The sequence below is a fragment of the Amycolatopsis sp. WGS_07 genome (genome assembly GCF_045278895.1).
GTDB lineage: Bacteria > Actinomycetota > Actinomycetes > Mycobacteriales > Pseudonocardiaceae > Amycolatopsis.
Genome location: NZ_CP136053.1, coordinates 122,238 through 140,930 on the forward strand (window position 1 = coordinate 122,238; position 18,693 = coordinate 140,930).

Annotated in this window: 17 protein-coding genes and 2 pseudogenes; 11 read left to right on the forward strand and 8 right to left on the reverse strand. The window is 70.9% G+C overall.

Annotated features, from left to right (window positions below; translation table 11 throughout):
• The first annotated feature begins 3 nt into the window (after nt 1-3).
• Nucleotides 4-1,095, forward strand: a complete 1,092-nt coding sequence (locus RPX00_RS00535; protein WP_406636351.1) for a sensor histidine kinase — start codon at nt 4-6, stop codon at nt 1,093-1,095.
• Nucleotides 1,089-1,730 carry a response regulator gene (locus RPX00_RS00540; protein ID WP_406636353.1) on the forward strand — a complete coding sequence of 214 codons (642 nt, stop codon included), beginning with the start codon at nt 1,089-1,091 and terminating at the stop codon, nt 1,728-1,730. The genes RPX00_RS00535 and RPX00_RS00540 overlap by 7 nt, the downstream gene beginning before the upstream one ends.
• A 4-nt stretch (nt 1,731-1,734) precedes the next feature.
• Here the strand turns inward: RPX00_RS00540 and RPX00_RS00545 are convergent, their stop codons facing one another.
• Nucleotides 1,735-3,213: a cobyric acid synthase gene (locus RPX00_RS00545; protein ID WP_406636355.1), complete on the reverse strand. Its 1,479-nt coding sequence runs from the start codon at nt 3,211-3,213 to the stop codon at nt 1,735-1,737.
• Nucleotides 3,210-4,148, reverse strand: coding sequence for a cobalamin biosynthesis protein (locus RPX00_RS00550; protein ID WP_406636356.1), 939 nt, complete (start codon nt 4,146-4,148; stop codon nt 3,210-3,212). Before RPX00_RS00550 ends, RPX00_RS00545 begins: the two co-directional genes overlap by 4 nt.
• Before the next feature lie 36 nt (nt 4,149-4,184).
• Between RPX00_RS00550 and RPX00_RS00555 the strand changes: the two genes are divergently transcribed.
• The 3 genes and pseudogenes from RPX00_RS00555 to RPX00_RS00565 all read left to right on the forward strand — a co-directional run bounded on the left by RPX00_RS00555 (nt 4,185) and on the right by RPX00_RS00565 (nt 6,933).
• Nucleotides 4,185-4,790 (forward strand): bifunctional adenosylcobinamide kinase/adenosylcobinamide-phosphate guanylyltransferase, encoded by a 606-nt coding sequence (locus RPX00_RS00555; RefSeq protein WP_406636358.1) that lies wholly within the window; start codon nt 4,185-4,187, stop codon nt 4,788-4,790.
• 10 nt (nt 4,791-4,800) lie between these two features.
• Nucleotides 4,801-5,814, forward strand: coding sequence for a nicotinate-nucleotide--dimethylbenzimidazole phosphoribosyltransferase (cobT, locus tag RPX00_RS00560; protein WP_406636360.1), 1,014 nt, complete (start codon nt 4,801-4,803; stop codon nt 5,812-5,814).
• A gap of 391 nt (nt 5,815-6,205) precedes the next feature.
• Nucleotides 6,206-6,933: pseudogene (locus tag RPX00_RS00565) on the forward strand (adenosylcobinamide-GDP ribazoletransferase).
• Between the two features lies 1 nt (nt 6,934).
• On the opposite strand, the gene RPX00_RS00570 reads toward RPX00_RS00565, so the two are convergent.
• Nucleotides 6,935-7,678 (reverse strand): hypothetical protein, encoded by a 744-nt coding sequence (locus RPX00_RS00570; RefSeq protein WP_406636362.1) that lies wholly within the window; start codon nt 7,676-7,678, stop codon nt 6,935-6,937.
• Nucleotides 7,675-8,130, reverse strand: a complete 456-nt coding sequence (locus RPX00_RS00575) for a hypothetical protein (RefSeq protein WP_406636364.1) — start codon at nt 8,128-8,130, stop codon at nt 7,675-7,677. The genes RPX00_RS00570 and RPX00_RS00575 overlap by 4 nt, the downstream gene beginning before the upstream one ends.
• 61 nt (nt 8,131-8,191) lie before the next feature.
• Here RPX00_RS00575 and RPX00_RS00580 point away from each other — a divergent pair, with 61 nt between their 5' ends.
• Nucleotides 8,192-9,382 carry a DUF2613 domain-containing protein gene (locus RPX00_RS00580; protein ID WP_406636366.1) on the forward strand — a complete coding sequence of 397 codons (1,191 nt, stop codon included), beginning with the start codon at nt 8,192-8,194 and terminating at the stop codon, nt 9,380-9,382.
• Here the strand turns inward: RPX00_RS00580 and cobC are convergent.
• From cobC to RPX00_RS00600, 4 genes and pseudogenes are all read right to left on the reverse strand, one after another.
• The gene (gene cobC / locus RPX00_RS00585) at nt 9,379-10,386 is read right to left on the reverse strand and encodes an Rv2231c family pyridoxal phosphate-dependent protein CobC (protein ID WP_406636368.1); all 1,008 of its coding nucleotides are present in this window, start codon (nt 10,384-10,386) and stop codon (nt 9,379-9,381) included. The genes RPX00_RS00580 and cobC overlap by 4 nt on opposite strands.
• Nucleotides 10,379-11,731: a cobyrinate a,c-diamide synthase gene (locus tag RPX00_RS00590; protein ID WP_406636370.1), complete on the reverse strand. Its 1,353-nt coding sequence runs from the start codon at nt 11,729-11,731 to the stop codon at nt 10,379-10,381. Before RPX00_RS00590 ends, cobC begins: the two co-directional genes overlap by 8 nt.
• Nucleotides 11,725-12,339 carry a cob(I)yrinic acid a,c-diamide adenosyltransferase gene (gene cobO, locus RPX00_RS00595; RefSeq protein WP_406636372.1) on the reverse strand — a complete coding sequence of 205 codons (615 nt, stop codon included), beginning with the start codon at nt 12,337-12,339 and terminating at the stop codon, nt 11,725-11,727. The genes RPX00_RS00590 and cobO overlap by 7 nt, the downstream gene beginning before the upstream one ends.
• Nucleotides 12,339-14,316: pseudogene (locus RPX00_RS00600) on the reverse strand (putative cobaltochelatase). Before RPX00_RS00600 ends, cobO begins: the two are co-directional and overlap by 1 nt.
• A gap of 70 nt (nt 14,317-14,386) precedes the next feature.
• Here RPX00_RS00600 and cbiE point away from each other — a divergent pair.
• From cbiE to bluB, 5 genes are read left to right on the forward strand one after another with little or no spacing between them, the layout of a single operon-like run.
• A complete protein-coding gene (gene cbiE, locus RPX00_RS00605; protein WP_406636374.1) occupies nt 14,387-15,535 on the forward strand; it encodes a precorrin-6y C5,15-methyltransferase (decarboxylating) subunit CbiE in 1,149 nt (382 codons plus the stop codon).
• Complete coding sequence (cobM, locus tag RPX00_RS00610) at nt 15,532-16,293, forward strand: precorrin-4 C(11)-methyltransferase (protein ID WP_378306729.1); 762 nt, start codon at nt 15,532-15,534, stop codon at nt 16,291-16,293. Before cbiE ends, cobM begins: the two co-directional genes overlap by 4 nt.
• Complete coding sequence (locus tag RPX00_RS00615) at nt 16,290-17,300, forward strand: Gfo/Idh/MocA family protein (protein ID WP_406636376.1); 1,011 nt, start codon at nt 16,290-16,292, stop codon at nt 17,298-17,300. Before cobM ends, RPX00_RS00615 begins: the two co-directional genes overlap by 4 nt.
• Complete coding sequence (locus RPX00_RS00620) at nt 17,297-18,025, forward strand: cobalt-precorrin-6A reductase (protein ID WP_406636378.1); 729 nt, start codon at nt 17,297-17,299, stop codon at nt 18,023-18,025. The genes RPX00_RS00615 and RPX00_RS00620 overlap by 4 nt, the downstream gene beginning before the upstream one ends.
• Nucleotides 18,022-18,666 (forward strand): 5,6-dimethylbenzimidazole synthase, encoded by a 645-nt coding sequence (gene bluB / locus RPX00_RS00625; protein WP_406636380.1) that lies wholly within the window; start codon nt 18,022-18,024, stop codon nt 18,664-18,666. Before RPX00_RS00620 ends, bluB begins: the two co-directional genes overlap by 4 nt.
• Nucleotides 18,667-18,693 lie beyond the last annotated feature (27 nt).

Sequence of the window (18,693 nt, forward strand, 5' to 3'; positions counted from 1 at the left end):
CTGGTGCGCAACCGCTTGATCGACCTCGCCGTCGCGCTCGGCGTGCTCGGGCTCACGCTGGCCGGCGAGCTGCCGGGGGCGAACCGTCCGTGGTTCTGGCCGATCGCGGTCGCCGTGACGTGCGTGGCGGTGCTGCTGCGGCGGCGGTTCCCGCTGATCGCGATGCTGGTGACAGTCGGGGTCGCGCTCGCCACGCCACCCATGTGGGCGACCTCAGTCACCCTCTACACCGTCGCTTCGGTGCGCGGGCTCCGCTGGCCGACCGCCGTCGCCGTGCTGGCGGAAATCGGGCTGATGGCTTCGTTTTTCCGGCCGTCGACTCTGGAGGACTGGAGGTCGTTCGGGATCTCCCTGCTGCTGGTCGTGCTCCCGGCGCTGGCCGGGCTGTGGATGCACCAGCGCGCGGCCTTGCTCGCCGCCTTGCGTGACCGTGCGGAGCAGGCCGAACGCGAGCGCGACCTGCTCGGCGAGCGGGCCGTGACGGCCGAGCGGCGGCGGATCGCGCGCGAGATGCACGACGTCGTCGCGCACCGGGTCAGCATTGTCGCGCTGCAGGCGGGCGCGCTTTCCGTGCGGGCGAAGGACGACGAGACCGCGCAGCTCGCCGAGGTGATCCGCGAATCGAGTTCCGCCGCGCTCAACGAATTGCGCGACATCCTGCAGGTGCTGCGCGACGACGGTCCGGAGCCGCGATCGCTGCCGGACCCGACGTTGAGCGGGGTCCTCCAGCTCGCCGACGACCTCGCCGCCGCCGGTGCCCAGGTGCGCGCCAGCCTGCCGGACCCGATGCCGGACGTGCCCGATCCGGTCGGGCGCGCGGCTTACCGGATCGTGCAGGAAGCGCTCACCAACGCCGCGAAACACGCGCCGGGAACGGCGATCGACGTGCGACTGTCCACTTCGGACGACGACCTGGTGGTCGAGGTGGCCAACCCGCTCGCCGACTCGGCCGGGCTGCCGGGCGCGGGCTACGGGGTGATCGGCATGCGGGAACGCGTCACGCTGACCGGCGGGACGCTGCACGCCGGTCCGGACGGCGCGGGCAGCTACCGGGTGCGGGCCGCGTTCCCGTTGCGAGCGGAGGAAAAGTGCTGAAGGTCCTGCTGATCGACGACGAGGTGCTCGTGCGCAGCGGCATCCGGATGATCCTCGAGTCCGATCCGGGGATCGAGGTGGTCGCGGAGGCGGGCGACGGCCGCGGGGTGCTGGCGCTGGTCCGCGAGCACCGGCCGGACCTCGTGCTCACCGACGTGCAGATGCCCGAGGTCGACGGACTGGAGGTGACCCGACTGGTGACCGCCGAACCGGACGCGCCCGCGGTGGTGGTGCTGACGACGTTCGACCTCGACGAGTACGTGCACGAGGCGCTTCGCCACGGTGCCACGGGTTTCCTGCTCAAGGACACGCCGCCGCGCGAGCTGGTCAAAGCGATGCACGTGGTCGGCAGCGGCGAGGCGATGCTGTCCCCGTCGATCACCCGACGGCTGCTGACGCACTTCGCCACCGCCGCCACCCCGACCTCCGCCCGTGCCCGGCTCGAACCGCTGACGCCGCGTGAACGCGAGGTGGCGGTGGCCGTCGCGCAGGGTTCAAGCAATGCCGAGATCGGCCGCACACTCGGGCTCAGCGAGGCGACCGTGAAAGTCCACCTTGGACGAATCATGACCAAAACCGAAGCGGCGAACCGGACTCAGGTCGCCATCCTGGTCCACGACGCCGGGCTCGCCTGAATCGTCAGGGCGCGCCCGGCGGAACGAACGGCAGCCCACCTGGAGCGCCCGCCTCCGCCAGCGCCATCAGCATTCCGGTGTCCACTTCGGACTGGATCGCGTCCGCCAGCCGGTCCAGCATGTCCTCGCGCAGGTCCGCGAAGCCCGGTGCGCCCTCGGCCGCCTGCCACTCGATCCCGGCCTGCGCCGCCGCTTCGGTAAGCCAAGCGCGGCGGAACCCGTCGTTCTCCAGCGCGCCGTGCCACGTCGTGCCCCATACCGAACCAACACGGTAACCGTCCAAAAACGACTCCGCGTCGGCCGGACCGGCGCTGCCGTGGTGGATCTCGTACGCCTCGACCCGGTGCCCGCGCCATTCGCCGACCGGACGGCCGAGCACCTTCTCCCCCGCGAACGTCACGCGCGTCGGCAGCAGGCCGAGCCCGTCGACGAGACCGGCCCCGGATTCGACGTCGTCCTCAATGGACTCCGCGAGCATCTGGTACCCGCCGCAGATCCCCAGCACCGGACGTCCCGCGGCGGCACGGGCGGTCACCGCGTCCGCCAAACCTCGGGTACGCAACCAGTTCAGATCGTCCACAGTGGCCCGAGAGCCGGGCAGCACGACGAGATCCGCCGCGGCGACCGTGTCCGGATCGGCGGTCAGGCTGACCGTGACGCCGGGCTCGGCCGCGAGCGCGTCCACGTCGGTGGCGTTGGAGGCACGGGGGAATCTCACGACCGCGACCCGCAAGCCGCGCTGCGCGGCTTCATGCCGCCATCCGGCCGCGGCGAGCGCGTCCTCGGAGTCGATCCACACCCGGTCCAGCCACGGCAGCACCCCCAGAACCGGCCGTCCGGTGGCCTTTTCCAAACTGTTCAGGCCAGGTTGCAGCAGCCCGACGTCGCCGCGGAATTTGTTCACCAGCCAGCCCGCGACCAGCGCCTGGTCCTCGGCCGAGAGCAGCGCGAGCGTGCCGAACATCGCGGCCAGCACCCCGCCGCGGTCGATGTCGCCCACCACCAGCACCGGCAAGGAAAACCGCCGTGCCAGGCCCATGTTCACGTAGTCGCCGGAGCGCAGGTTGATCTCGGCCGGACTGCCCGCGCCCTCGCACACCACGAGGTCAAACCGTTGCTGCAGCTCGGCAAACGCGCCGAAAGCGATCTCCGCGAGCCCGGCGCGCCCAGTGGCGTACTCCCCGGCTTCGAGCGTGCCGTACGGCTTGCCGAGCGCGACGACATGGCTGCGCCGATCGCTGCCCGGCTTGAGCAGCACGGGATTCATCGCCGCTTCCGGCTCCACCCGCGCGGCCCGCGCCTGCAGCCACTGCGCCCGGCCGATCTCCGCGCCGTCCGCGCAGACCATCGAGTTGTTCGACATGTTCTGCGCCTTGAACGGCGCGACCCGCACCCCGCGCCGCGCGAACCACCGGCAGATTCCGGCGGTGACCAGGCTTTTCCCGGCGTCCGAAGTGGTCCCGGCGATCAGCAGCCCGCTCATCGCGCCACCGCGATCCCGGCCGCGACCGCCAGCGCCGCCGCCCCGACCAGCCTCGACAACCGCACCGCCCGGCGCAGATCGCTCGCTCCCGGCGGACGGCCGTCACCCAGCGTGCTCCGGCGTTCGACCTCGCCGTGATAGGTGTTCGTGCCCCCGAGCCGGACGTCCAGCGCACCCGCGAACGCGGCCTCGACCTGGCCCGCGTTCGGGCTCGGGTGCGAGCCGCCGTCGCGTCGCCAAGCCCGCCAAGCCGACCGCGCGCGTCCGCCGGCCAGCGGTGCGGCGACCACCGTGAGCAGCGCGCCGACGCGCGCGGGCACCAGGTTGACCCAGTCGTCCGTGCGCGCGGCGAACCAGCCGAAGTTGCGGTGTTTCGGTGAGCGGTAGCCGACCATCGCGTCCAAAGTGTTCACCGCGCGGTAGCCGAGCAGGCCCGGCACGCCCGCGACCGCACCCCAGAGCAACGGCGCGACCACAGCGTCCGATGTGTTCTCGGCGATCGATTCGGTGGCCGCGCGGGTCAGCTCGGCCGCGTCGAGACCGGTGGCGTCGCGCGCGCAGAGGTGGCTGAGCCGCTGCCGGGCAGCGGGCAATTCACCCGATTCGAGTAATCGCGCCATTTCGCGCCCCTCCGCGGCGAGCCCGCGACCGCCGAGGACGGCCCACGTCGCGACAGCGATCAAGACAAAACGGACACCCGGCCGGTTCCGGACGGCTCGTTCGGCCAGCATTCCCAGCCCGGCGACCGAGCCCGCGCAGACCGTCGCATACGCCGCGCCGCGTGGCTTGGAATCGGCCCACCACCAGCGTTCCAGCTGGCCAGCGGCGGTGCCGAAGACGGCGACCGGATGGCCCCGGCGCGGGTCGCGCAACCACGCGTCGGCGGCGTATCCGGCGATCATCCCGGCCGCGGTGACGGATTGTCGGAGTGGCACGTGGCGAACCGTAGCGCGCGGGAGAGAATGCCGGGTATGACCAAGCTGACGCACCGGCTCGCCGGGTCTCTCGAAACCCTGGCGCAGGCCCTCCGCCGGTACGGACGCGACGACGGCAAGGTGCTCGTTCTCGGCGGGGTTCGCTCGGGCAAGTCGAGGCACGCGGAGCGGCTCGTCGCGCACCACCCCCACCTCGTGTACGTCGCTCCCGGGCTGCCCCCGTCCGCGGAGGATCCGGAATGGGCCGCGCGCGTCGAGGCGCACCGGGCGCGGCGCCCGCGCCACTGGACGACGGTCGAGACCACCGATCTCGCGACCGTGCTGCGCAACGCGACGAGCCCGTTGCTGATCGACTGCCTCGGCACCTGGCTCTCCCGGGTGCTCGACGAGGTCGGCGCGTGGACGGGCAAACCGGGCTGGGAGCACAGACTGGACGACCGGCTCGAGGATTTCCTCGCCGCGTGGAGCCAGGCGCGGGTGCCGGTCGTCGCGGTCAGCAACGAGGTCGGCAGCGGTGTGGTGCCCGCAACGGTGTCCGGACGGCTTTTCCGTGATGTGCTGGGCGCACTCAACAACCGAGTGTCCGCCGACAGCGACCGGGTGTCGCTCATCGTCGCCGGGCGGGTGCTCGACCTTCCGTGAGGAGCTAGCCGTGCCGCGTTTCGCCATCCCCGTCCCGGACGCCGCCGCCCGAGCCGCCGCGCTGGAGCGGCTGGACGGCCTGGTCAAACCGGTCGGCGCGCTCGGCAGGCTGGAGGAACTGGCGGCCTGGCTGAGCGCGGCGCACGGCGTCGTCCCGCCGCGCCCGCTGGACGATGTCCGCGTGGTCGTCTTCGCCGGCGACCACGGGGTGTCGGCCCAGTCGGCTTACCCGCGCGAGGTGACGGCGGCGATGGTGCGCGTGTTCCTGGCCGGCCGCAGCGGGGTGACCGTGCTCGCGGCGCAGGTCGGGGCTCGCGTGCGGGTAGCCGACATAGCGGTCGATTGGGATGCGACGGACGTTCCCGACGAGGTCACCGCCCACAAAATCCGCCGCGGCTCGGGGGCGATCGACGTCGAGGACGCTTTGGCCCCCGGCGAGGCGCTCGCGGCTTTCGAGGCGGGCCGGGAGATCGCTGCCTCGGAGTCCACTGCGGACGTTCTCATCCCCGGCGACATGGGCATCGGCAACACGACGGTCTGTGCCGCGGTCGTGGCTTCGGCGTTGGGTTTGCCCGCTGCCGAGGTGGTCGGGACGGGCACCGGCGTGTCCGGGGAGGCTCTGCAGCGCAAGACCGCGGTGATCGCGGCCGCACTGTCCCGGCGACCGGTGACCGACTCGTTCGACCGCCTCACCGCCCTGGGCAGCGCCTGCCTGGCCGCGACGGCGGGCTTCCTGGTGGAGGCGGCGGTCCGGGGAATCCCGGTGGTACTGGACGGAATCTTCTCCGCGACGGCGGCTTTGGTGGCCCGGGACATCGCGCCCGGCGCGGAGCAGTGGTGGCTGGCCGGGCACCGTTCGACCGAACCGGCGCAAGCGTTTGCGTTGAAGGCACTGGGGTTGACGCCGATCCTCGACCTGGGCCTGCGGCTCGGGGAGGGCAGCGGTGCGGTCCAGGCGGTACCTACGCTGCGGGCGGCCCGGGCGGTTATCGCGGACATGGGTTTGCTGGCGGACCTCGGGTGACGGGGTTGGGTAGGGCGTCGGCTTTGGCTTTGGCTGGGACGCGATTCGCGGTTCGACCCTCGGTTCGGCCTGTGGCACCCCGGCGTTGGTCCGGGGTTCGGTTCGCCGAGGATCGCCCCAATGTGGCATTGGGTGCATCTGACGCACCCAATGTGGCGTTCGGTGCATCCGGCGCACCCGGAACGGCATCCATCGCGGCCAGTTCTGCGTTCGGCGCGGCATCCACTCCGCTACCGCATGCACCCAAAGCGGCATCCGGTGCATCCATCGCGCCCGGTATCGCATCCGGCGCGCACGGTTCCGCGTTCGGCGCGGCATCCGCTCCGCCACCGCATGCACCCAACGCCACATTGGGGCGCAAGCCGTGACCCCGCTCGGCGATGGCATCCGGCTGGCCGTCGGCACCCTGACCACCGTCCCGGTCCCGCTCCGCGCGTGATCGATCGGCGGGTGGCTGGGGTGGCGATGGCGCTCGGGCCGCTCGCCGCGCTCCCCCTTGCCGCGGTGGCGGGGTTGGTCGTGGCGGGAGGGACCGCGATCGGGTTGCCTGCGCTGGCCGTCGCCGCGTTGGCGCTGGGGGCGGTGGCGCTCGGTAGTCGCGGGCTGCATCTCGACGGGCTCGCCGACACCGCCGACGGCCTCGGTGCCTCCTACGACCGCGCGAAAGCCCTCGATGTCATGCGTCGCGGCGATTCTGGGCCCACCGGGGTCGCGACGCTGCTGTTCGTGCTGCTCGTCCAGACCGGCGCGCTGACTGGCGCGATCGCACACGGGCACGGGATCGCCGCGGCGGTCTTGTCCGTCCTGTGTGGACGGTGTGTGCTGTCGCTGTGCTGTGCGCGAGGGGTCCCCTCGGCCCGGCCGGAGGGGTTGGGCGCGACGGTCGCCGGGTCGGTTCCGGTGGTGGTGGCCGCGGTGGTGTTCGTGGTCGCGGCGGGGTGTGCCGCGGTGGCTCCGGGATTGCCGTGGTGGCGCGGGGTTCTCGCGGTCGCGCTCGGTTACGCGGCGGCGGGCGCTTTGCTCGCACGGTGCGTCCAGCGCATCGGCGGAGTGACCGGCGACGTCCTCGGCGGGTGCGTCGAGGTCGCGGTGGCCGCCGCGTTGCTGGCGACGGCTTGACTCACGCAAGATCCCGGACGAGGTAGGCAGCGCCCGTGTACTCCTCGCCAGCGACGATCTCCTCGGGGTCCCGCCAGTAACGCACATAGGCGTAATCCGCGCCATCTACCTGGGGCAGCGGGAATCGGTGTTCCTCCACGTCCAGCTCGACGGTACGCATCGCCGCTGGCTGGGTGACCACCACGGACGGTGGTTCGAGATCGTGCACAGTGGACTTGACCAGCTCCCAATCCACCTGCGCCGGAACGGTTTCCCTGATCCGCAGCGGCACGACTACGGCCACGGTGCGGCCCGTCCGCGCCAAGGGTGTCGCGGCGGTGTCGAGCACGGTCAGCCATCGTGCGGGGTGCTGCCAGTCCAGGCCCAGTTCGTCGAAGTGCGCCGAGCCGCCGCTTTCCGCGACTCGGTTCAGCCACTCCTCAAGCACACCCGGCACAGAGATCGCCGCGGCGTCCGGCAGGGTGGTCGGCGGGTCGGTGTACCAGGCGTATTCCAAACCGGACAGTACGCCCCGGGTGAGCCACACGAGGATCTCGCCGGCCTCCGCCACCATCGCCCGCCGGGGGAACACGCCGGTCAGGTCGCCGTCCGGGATCGCGTTGGGGACTGTGAGGTCGATGCTCACCGAGCCCGGTGCCCAGTTCGAGACGACCTCTGCTTGGTCTACTTGTGCTAGCAGGAGCGGGTGTCCAATCAGGACTCGGCGCAGCACCGCACGCTCGTTCGAGGTCAACGGCCGCGTCATGAGAGCTTCCCGGCGGTGATCCGGCCGGAATGCCAGTACTCGACCAGCACATTCCGGTCCGGCAGGTAGATCCACACGTCGTCTCCCGTGTCCATCAGTTCGCCCGCGTTCGCGGCGGCCAGGCGCGCGGGCAGGCGCACCGTCGGGATCGCCAGGTTTCCCCAGAACACCACCGCGTCGGCGTGCTCCGGCGAATGCTGGAGCACGAGGTCGCCGAGCAGTCGCGCGGCTCGCTCGTAGTCCGGCTCGACGGCTTGGGTCAGCACGTGCTCGGCCGGCCAGCCGAGGCCGTCGAAACGAGCTGGGAAAAGCGTCAGGCTGACCGCGGCCAGAGCTTGATCTTCCTCCCAGGAAAGCTCGTGCAGCAACCGGTTTTCCGGGCCGAGGGCGGTGCGCAGATCCCGCAGGGCCTGACGGTAGGTGCCGTAAACGCGAGCGGGATCTCCGGGCATATCAGTCAGATTACCGCTGTCCAGGCTGCGGCACGGGCCAATTTCGTGTTACCAAGGGATGGTGGCACCCAGCTTACCCCTCAACCGGCGACGGCTGTTCCAGTTGTCCGCGGTGGCCGGTCTTTCGGTTTTCGGCGCGGCCGCTTGTTCGACATCGGACAGTCCGGCACCGGACAAAACAGTGCCGCCGCCGGACGGTGTGCTCGGGGCGAACTTCAACGCCGATCCGGACACGATGGGCTGGGACGAGCTTCAGCGTTCCGGCACGAAGTGGGTCCGCGGGTTCACCGCGATGCCCGACCTGGACAAACACAGTCCGGCCGAAAACCCGACGGTCAAGACTTTGCTGCAGGCCGGCGACCGGGGATACGGAACGGTGCTGTCGCTCAAGTTCCCGTACTTTCCCGATTCCCATCAGCAGATTCCGCGGCCCGACACCCCGGCGATGCAGGCGGATCTCGCGCGGCTCGACAAGCTGCTGCCCGCGGTCATGGACAAGGTCGACATCCTGGTGATCGGCAACGAGCCGTTCATCGAATGCCCGAAGGCCGATTGGAACAACGGCGCGCTCAACGATTTCTACGAGGCCATCGCTGGCCACGTGATCAAGAGCCGCAAGGGCAAAACCGTCCTGTACATGGGCGCGCTCAACAATCTCGAAGATCCGAAGTGGACTGGCTCCGGCACTGAACGCTGGATGAAGTACGCCCGCGACACCCCGGAAATCGCCGGGACCGACATCCATCCCCACGTCGGTGCACCGGACGACGTTCAGGCCTTCCTCGACTACGTGCTGCCCAAGCTGGGCGAAAAGAAGTTCCTCGTCACCGAGTTCTCGCTGGTCCAGCTGTGGAAGAAACACCTCGCCGACCGGATCTCGGCCGAGTACGCGGCCAAATACCACGTCCCCGAGGACACGAAGGTCTGGCAGGTCATCCGCAACGCGCTGCACCAGCCGTTCCCCAAACCGCGATGGGACGATTTCCTCCGCAGCAGTCCGTGGTTCGAGAACAACAAGCACTTCCTGACCGACCAGATGACCAAGTTCCGCGCGACCGGCAAGCTCGCCGTCGCCGCGTACGGCATCGACCAGGGCATTGCCGCGCTCAAGGGAGCGGACTTCGGACCGCAGACCCCGCCGTGGTTGCTGAACAGCGTGTTCGCGCGGGCGACCGTCCAGAAAAACGCCGACGGCACGATCGCGCCGAACTACGCTTGGCTGGAGGAATTCACCGCGCTCCAGAACCATTAACCCAACGCGGCCAGGAAAGCGTCCGTTGTCGCGCGGTCGCGGACGGCGATTCGCAGGTGGTCCGGGCCGAGGCCGGGGAACGTATCGCCGCGGCGGACGGCGTAGCCTGCTTCGCGCAGTCGCAGCCGGACGTTTGCCCCGTCGGGGATGCGGATCAGCACGAACGGTCCGCGCGGGGTGCCGAGTACCGGAATTCCCCGTGCGGCCAGGCCGGATTCCAGGTAGTCGCGGTCGGCTTCGGCGGCGGCGGCCAGTTTTTCGGCCTCTTCCAACGCGGCCGGGCGGCAACAGGCGACCGTCGCCACGGCGGCCAATGTGGACACTGACCAAGGTGGCTGCACCGCGCGCAACTGGGCGATCAGTGACGGTTCGCCGAGGACGTAACCGGCCCGCAAGCCCGCGAGCCCCCAGGTCTTGGTGAGGCTTCGCAGCACCACGACGCCCGGGATTCGTTCTCCGGCAAGGCTTTCGACCTCTCCGGGGACAGCGTCGAGGAAAGCTTCGTCAACCACGAGCACCCGGCCGGGGCGCGCCAGGGCACGCAGAGAGGAAGCGGGGTGCAGGACCGAGGTCGGGTTGGTCGGGTTGCCGACGAAAACCAGGTCCGCCGAAGCGGGAACAAGGGAGGGATCCAGCCGGTATCCGTCCACTTCGGACAGGATGACGCGGTCGACCGCGCGTCCGGCGGCGCGCAGCGCGGCTTCCGGTTCGGTGAATTGCGGGTGCACCACCACCGCGTGCTTCGCCGGGATCGACGCCAGCAGCGTGAACGCTTCTGCGGCGCCGGCGGTCACCAGCACGTCGTCGAAGTCCCGGCCGTGCCGGGCGGCGACGGCTTCCGCGGCGCGAGTCGGGTCCGGGTAGGCAGCGAGATCGTCCAGTGCCGCAGCGAGTTCCGCACGAAGCCACGCGGGCGGAACCGGGAGCCGGACGTTCACCGCGAGATCCACGAGACCGCCGCCGACTTCGCGATCGCCGTGATGGTGGAGGTCGTACTCAGCCATGGGCCGCCGCCAGGGAATGCGCGCGTACCTGCGCGGCGAAGCGGTCCGCCAGCTCGGGATGTCCGGCCCAGTGGACGTGCAGGTACGACGCGTGCAGCGAGGCTGACGCGAACCCGTCCAGGCCGCGATCCCAGCCCCAGGCCGCCGTTTCACCATGTGCGGGAGTGATTTCGGTGCGGTGGAATTCGTGTCCGGTGACCCGCTGTCCGGCCGCGGCGAGGACATTGTCGGCGACCGACACCGCACGGCGGTAACCGAGTTTCCCTCGCGCGGTCATGGTCGCTTCCGCCGCGACGGCACCCACCATCGGCAGGCCGTCCAGAGATTGGCATAGATAGAGCAAACCCGCGCACTCGGCGCTCACCGGCATCCCCGATTCAATCGCGGCACCGACAGAGGCGCGAAGCTCTACATTGGACGATAGCTCGGCGGCGTGCACCTCCGGGAAACCGCCGCCGAAGTACAGGCCAGCGCAGTCAGGCGGCAACGCCTTGTCCCGCAACGGATCGATGTCGACCACGTCGATTCCGCGTGCGGCTAGCAGCTCGATGTTCTCGGCGTAGCGGAAGGTGAACGCCGGTCCTCCGGCAGCGGCGAGTGTCGCACGTGGACCGTCCCACTCCGGACCGGCATTCCACAAAGGACCGGTCAGCGCGGGAGCACTCCGTGCAACCCGCACAACACCTTCGAGATCGACGCCCGCAGCGACCCAGCCAGCAAGCTCCGGCAGCAATCGCTGCGACTCCGCGGCCCGTTCCGCCGCCGGAACCAGCCCGAGGTGCCGACTCGGCGCGTGCACGTTTTCGTTGCGGCGCAACGCACCCAGCAACGGTACGCCAGTCGCTTCCAGCGCGGTGACGATCTCGTCCTCGTGCCGTTGCGAGCCCAGCTTGTTCAGGATCACCCCGGCCAGCCGGACGCGAGTGTCGTACTGCGCGAACCCCAGCACCGTCGCGGCGACACTGCGTGAAGCCGCCGAAGCGTCGACCACCAGCACGACCGGCGCGTCGAGCAACCGCGCGACGTGCGCGGTCGACGCATAGCCTTCGGTGCCCAAAGCACCGTCGAACAGGCCCATCACGCCTTCGATGACGGCGATGTCCGCACCTGCGGAACCGTGTCGCAGCAATGGAACCAGCGCGTCCTCGCCCTGCAGGAACGGGTCCAGGTTCCGCGCCGGGCGGCCGGTGGCCAGCGAGTGGTAGCCGGGATCGATGAAGTCCGGCCCGACCTTGTGCCCGGACACCGTGTGCCCGGCGGCGCGCAACGCGGCCATGAGCCCGGCCGCGATGGTGGTCTTGCCGTGCCCGGAACCGGGCGCGGCGACGACGACCCGCGCTACCACTCGATCCCCCGCTGGCCTTTCTGCCCGGCGTCCATCGGGTGCTTCACCTTCGTCATCTCGGCGACCAGGTCCGCGGCCTCGATCAGTTCCGGCGGCGCATAGCGGCCGGTGATGACCACGTGCTGGTGCCCAGGCCGGGAGACCAAAGTGGACACGACGTCGTCCACCTCGAGCCAGCCCCATTTGAGCAGGTAGCTGAATTCGTCCAGGACATAGAAATCGTGTGTTTCGGCGGCGAGCCGGCGTTTGATTTCCGCCCAGCCTTCACGGGCGTTGGCGGCATGGTCCTCTTCGGACCCTTGTTTGCGCGACCAGCTCCAGCCCTCGCCCATTTTGTGCCACTCGACCGCGCCGCCCTGTCCGGTGTCGTCGTGCAGCTTGCCGAGCGCCTTGAACGCGGCTTCCTCGCCGACGCGCCATTTCGCCGACTTCACGAACTGGAACACGCCGATCGACCAGCCCTGGTTCCACGCGCGCAGCGCCATGCCGAACGCCGCGGTGGACTTCCCTTTCATCTCCCCGGTGTGCACGGCGAGCAGCGGACGGTTGCGGCGCTGCCGCGTGGTGAGCCCGTCCTTCGGCACGACCTCAGGTTTGCCCTGGGGCATCAGGCAGCCCTCCCCGTTCGTTCGCGCACCGCCGAAGCGAGCGACTCAGCGGCCACATCGGACAGTGGCACGTGCTCGGCGCCCAAGTGCCCGGCCAATTCCGCGGCGAGACCGAGGCGCATCCGGCCGCTCTCGCAGTCCATCACGATCGTCGTCACGTCGGTCAGCAAGCCCGCGGCGGCCTTCTGCGCGGGCGACCGCGTCGGAACCGCTCGTGGCCCGGCCGTCGGTGACCAGCACCAGCAGCGGACGACGGCGCGGATCCCGGATCGCCTCGACCCGCAGCACCCGCGCGGCCTCCAGCAATCCCTCGGCGAGCGGGGTGCGCCCGCCGGTCGGCAGGCCGTCGAGCCGGGCCGCGGCGGCTTCGACGCTGATCGTCGGCGGGAGCGCCAGTTCGGCCTCCGCGCCACGGAACGTGACCAGACCGACCTTGTCGCGCCGTTGGTAAGCGTCCAACAGCAGGGAAAGCACCGCGGTCTTCACTTCCCGCATCCGCGCCCGCGCGCCCATCGAGCCCGACGCGTCCACGCAGAACAGCACCAGATTGCCCTCGCGGCCCTCGCGCAGCGCGAAGCGCAGGTCCGGCGACCGCACCTCCAGGCTCGGCCCGGACCGGCCCCTTGCCCGCTGATGCGGTGCCGCGGCCCGGATCGTCGCGACCAGATGCGGGCGTCCGTCGCGCACGCTGGGCGGCTGCACGCCGATCGTCCGGCCGGTGTCGGTGATGGCCCGCGACCGGCGGCCGCGTTCGCCCTCACCGGTGCCCTTCACCCGGAACACCCGCGCACGAAACGTATCCCCCGCATTGACCGTCTTCTGCGGCGAAGACCCGTTGCCCGAAGGAGCCTCCCCAGAAGAAGGCGGAGCCCCCTCGGACGGCCCACCGTCCGGAACCGGCCCGCCGTCGTCCGGACCAGGACCACCGCCAGGGCCGCCGCCGTCGTCGTCCGGCCCCTCGGGCGGCGGCTGCGAATCCTCCAACGCCTGCTCGAGCTGTTCCTCGGAAATCCCCGGCGCGTCGAACGGATTCCGCCGCCGCCGGTGCGGCAGCGCGAGCCGCGCCGCGACCCGGATGTCCTCGGTGGTGACCTCGTCGCGCCCGGCCCACGCCGCGTGCGCGACCGCGGTCCGCGCCGTGACGATGTCCGCGCGCATGCCGTCGACCTCGAACGACGCGCACACCTCGGCGATCTGCCGCAGCGCCTCGTCCGGCAGCTTCACCGACGGCAAAAGCCGTTGCGCCGCCTCGATCTCCGCTGACAGAGCCGCATCCGCCGCCGCGTAGCCGTCGGCGAAACCGTCCGGATCCGCTTCGTAGGCGAGCCGCCGCCGGACCACCTCGACGCGCTGCTCCGGATCCCGGCTCGACGCGACCTCGACAGTCAGCCCGAACCGGTCGAGCAGCTGCGGCCGCAGCTCGCCTTCCTCCGGGTTCATCGTCCCGATCAGCACGAACCTCGCCGCGTGCGAGACGGAAACGCCCTCGCGCTCGACCGTCGCGCGGCCCATCGCCGCCGCGTCGAGCAGCGTGTCCACCAGGTGGTCGTGCAGCAGGTTGACCTCGTCGACGTACAGCAGCCCGCGGTGCGCGGCGGCCAGCAGGCCGGGCTGATAGTCGGTGACGCCCTCGGCCAGCGCCTTCTCCAGGTTCAGCGAGCCGACGACCCGGTCCTCGGCCGCGCCGACCGGCAGCTCCACCAGCCGGGCCGGCCGCCGGTGCGCGGCAACGCCCGCCGCGTGCGGGCCGTCCGGGCACGCCGGGTCCGGGGCGGCCGGGTCGCACGAGAACCGGCAGCCGTCCACCACGTCGACGCCCGGCAGCAGCCCGGCGAGCGCGCGCACCATGGTCGACTTCGCGGTGCCCTTCTCGCCCCGCACCAGCACCCCGCCGACCGCGGGCGAGATCGAGGACAGGACGAGCGCCAGACGCAGGTCCGGCATCCCGACGACAGCGGTGAACGGATAGGGCTTCAAGAGCACTCCCTCGTGGGTCGGCGTCCGGCCGATCATCGCACAGGCAAGCTCTCGCTTAGGGTGGGAAATCGTGCGCGAAGAATCACGCCTGACGGTGGTCGGGATCGGAGCCGACGGGTGGGCCGGGCTCACCCCAGCGGCCCGTGACGCCGTGCGGCGGGCGGACGTCGTGCTCGGCGCGCCACGGCAGCTGAAGTCCTTGCCCGAGGACCTCCGCACCCAGCCCTGGCCCAGCCCGCTGCTGCCCGCGCTCGACGAGATCCTCGCCGGGCAAACCGGCCGCGTCTGCGTGCTGGCCAGCGGCGACCCGTTCCTGTCCGGCATCGCCACCACCCTCCGTGACCGCGGCTACGCACTCGACGTCCTCCCCGCGGTTTCCTCGGCGACACTGGCCCGCGCGCGGCTTGGCTGGTCGTTCGAGGAAACCGAGGTCGTCACGGTCGTCGGGCGCGCCGTCCACCGCGTCGCCCGAGCGCTCGCGCCCAACCGGAAAGTGCTGGTCCTCGGCGGCTCCGCGGCAGAACTGCGCGAGCTGCTCACCGCCCGCGGATACGGCGATTCCGCCCTGACCGCCTTGGAAAACCTCGGCGCGGACGACGAGCGGATCTCCGACGGCTGGGTCCACGACCCCGGCCCGCTGACCGTCTTCGCCGTGCTCTGCCAGGGCCCCGGCCTGCCGCTCACCGGCCTGCCCGACGACGCCTTCGAACACGACGGCCAGCTCACCAAACGCGACCTGCGCGCGTCCTCCCTCGCCCGCCTCGCGCCCAGCCCGGGCGAACTCCTGTGGGACGTCGGCGCGGGCGCGGGCAGCGTCGGCATCGAATGGTCCCGCGCGCATCCGCTCAACCGCGCCATCGCCGTCGAACGCGATCCGGCGCGCGCCGAACGCATCCAGCGCAACGCCAATACCCTTGGCGTACCGGAATTACAGGTGGTCACCGGCCCGGCACCGGAGGCGCTGACCGGGCTGCCCCGTCCGGACGCGGTGTTCATCGGCGGCGGCTTGACCGTGCCCGGCGTCCTCGACCACTGTGTCGAAACCGACGCCCGCATCGTCGCGCACGGTGTCACCCTTGAGGCCGAGCAGATCCTGGCCGCCGCGTACGCCCGGTACGGCGGGGAACTGCAACGAATCTCCGTCGAGCACGCGAAACCGCTCGGCGGATTCACCGGCTGGACACCGTCCCGCGCAGTCACGCAGTGGAGCTGGAAATGACCGTTTACTTCATCGGTGCCGGGCCGGGCGCGGCCGACCTGATCACCGTGCGCGGCCGTGATCTGCTCGCGCGCTGCCAGGTGTGCCTGTACCCGGGCAGCATGACGCCGACCGACCTGCTCGCCTATTGCGCGCCGGACGCCGAACGCGTCGACACCGCGAACCTCAGCCTCGACCAGATCACCGAGAAACTGATCGACGCGCACAAAGCCGGCCACGACGTCGCCCGGCTGTGTTCGGGAGATCCTTCGCTGTACAGCGCGGTCGCCGAGCAGGTCCGGCGGCTGGAACCGGAAGGCGTGCCGTACGAGATGGTGCCCGGGGTCCCGGCGTTCGCCGCGTCCGCCGCCGTGCTCGGCCGGGAACTCACTGTGCCGGGAATCGGGCAGAGCCTCGTGATCACGCGCGCGCAGGCGAGGTCCACCGCGATGCCGGACACCGAAACGCTGGAGAATTTCGCCCGCACCGGCACCACTCTCGCGCTGCACCTGGCGATCAACCACATCGAGCGCGTCACCGAAGAACTCGCCGGGCACTACGGCGCGGACTGTCCCGCCGCCGTCGTCGCGTTGGCCAGCCAGCCAGGGGAAACCGTGGTGCGCGGCACGCTCGCCGACATCGCCGGCCAAGCGCGATCCGCCGGAATGACCCGCGCGGCCACGATTTTCGTCGGCCGGGTCCTCTCCGCGGGCGGTTTTCCGGACAGTTTCCTGTATTCGAGCACCCGCGACCGGGCGAGCCAACCGGAGTCGTTGTGACCGAACTGCGCTGGGGCCTGCTGGCCACCGGGACCGTCGCCGCCGAATTCGCCGCCGGCGTCGAGCAAAGCCGCCACGGCGTGCTGGCCGCCGTCGCCTCGCGCACCGCCGAGCGGGCGCGCGATTTCGCGACCAGGTACGAAATCCCGAAGGCGTACGGCAGCTACGAAGAACTCCTCGCCGACCCGGACGTCGACGCGGTCTACATCGCCACTCCGCACGCGCAGCACGAGGAATGGGCCATCCGGTCCGCCGAAGCGGGCAAGCACGTGCTGTGCGAGAAACCCCTCACGCTCACCGCGCCGGACGCGGAGAAAGTCATCGATGCCGCGCGGCGCAACGACGTTTTCCTCATGGAAGCGTTCATGTACCGGCTGCATCCGCAGACCCGGCGGCTGGTCGAGCTGATCGAATGCGGCGCGATCGGCGAGGTCCGGGCCGTGGACGTCACGTTCAGCTTCGATTCCGACGAGAACGACGCGGCCCGGCTGGGCGATCCCGCGCTCGGCGGCGGCGGAATCCTCGACGTCGGCTGCTACTGCACCTCGCTGGCCCGGCTGGTTTCGCAGGCCGCGACCGGGATTCCGGCCGTGGAACCGACGCGCGTCACCGGTATGGCGCGGCTCACCGAAAGCGGCGTCGACGAGTTCGCGATGGGCCTGCTGCGGCTGCCCGGCGAGATCATCGCCCAGCTGTCCTGCGGATACCTGCTCACACAGAACGACCACATCCGGATCTACGGCACCGCCGGTCAGCTGTACGTGCCGAAGCCCGCCTGGATCCACGAGCTGCGCGCGCCGGGCGTCTCGACCATCGAGCTGATTCCGTCGGGCGGCGAACCGGAAGTCATCGAAATCGAAGCTACCCAAGGGGTTTACGCCCGCGAAGCGGATTACGTCGCCGCGCACGTCGCGGACCGGCAAGGCCCGGAACTGACCTGGGCCGAAACGCTCGCCAACATGCGCACCCTCGACCGGTGGCGCACGGCTGTCGGATACGGGCGATGACCGTCCTGATCCTCGGCGGCACCGCGGAGGCCCGCGACCTGGCCGCCCGGCTGCGCGAACGCGACGTCGAGGTGGTCTCCTCGCTGGCCGGGCGCGTCACGCGGCCGCGTCTGCCAGTCGGCGCGGTGCGGATCGGCGGATTCGGCGGCGTCGAAGGCCTCACCGCCTGGCTGCGCGAAAACCGGGTCCAGGCAGTGGTCGACGCCACGCATCCGTTCGCGGAACGCATTGGCGCCAACGCTTTCCATGCCGCACAGGCAGCGAACGTCCCGCTCCTGCGGCTCGCCCGTCCCGGCTGGCAGCCGACCGACGCCGACCGCTGGCACTGGGCCGCCGACCTCGAAGAGGCCGCCGCGCTCCTGCCCGGCCTCGGCTCCCGCGCGTTCCTCACCAGCGGCCGCCAGGGCCTGGCCGCGTTCGCCGACCTCGATCCGCTGTGGTTCCTGATCCGCTGCGTCGACCCGCCGGACCAGCCGCTGCCGCGCCGGCACGAAGTGGTGCTCGACCGCGGCCCGTTCCGCCTCGACGGCGAACGCGCGCTGATGACCGAGCACGACATCGACGTGCTGGTCACCAAGGACAGCGGCGGCGCGATGACCTCCGCGAAACTGACCGCCGCGCGGGAACTCGGCCTCCCGGTGGTCGTGGTGCGCCGCCCGCCGCGACCGGCGGGCGCCGAAACCGCGGACGTAACCGCCGCCGTCGAATGGGTGCTCCAGCAATGAATGAACAGTTCTACGACGTCCTGCACCGCCGCCGCGACGTCCGCGCCGAGTTCACCGGCGAGCCGATCGACGACGCCGTCCTCACCCGCGTGCTGGAGGCCGCGCACGCCGCGCCGAGCGTCGGGATGAGCCAGCCGTGGGACTTCGTGCTGGTCCGCGACCCGGGCACCCGCGAGGAATTCGCCCGGCACGTGCACGCGGAGCGCGACGTGTTCGCCGCGTCGCTGGAGGGCGAGCGCGCGGAGACGTTCGCCAAGATCAAGGTCGAGGGCATCCGCGAGTCGAGCCTCGGCATCGTCGTCACCTACGACGCGCAGCGCGGCGCCCCGGCGGTGCTCGGTCGGCACGCGATCGCCGACGCCGGGCTGTACTCGGTGTGCCTGGCCATCCAGAACCTGTGGCTCGCCGCGACCGCGGAGGGGCTCGGCGTCGGGTGGGTGAGTTTTTACCGCGAACCCGCGCTCGCGAAGCTGCTCGGCATCCCCGCGGGCATCCGGCCGGTGGCCTGGCTTTGTGTAGGACCGGTAACGAATCTCGCCGAGGTCCCCGACCTCGAACGGCACGGCTGGCGCAACCGTGCGCCGCTGGCCAGCGCGTTACACCACGAGCGCTTCACCCCGCGTGACGAGGGGTCAGCGTAAACCTCTCGGAGTGACCCAATAGATTTC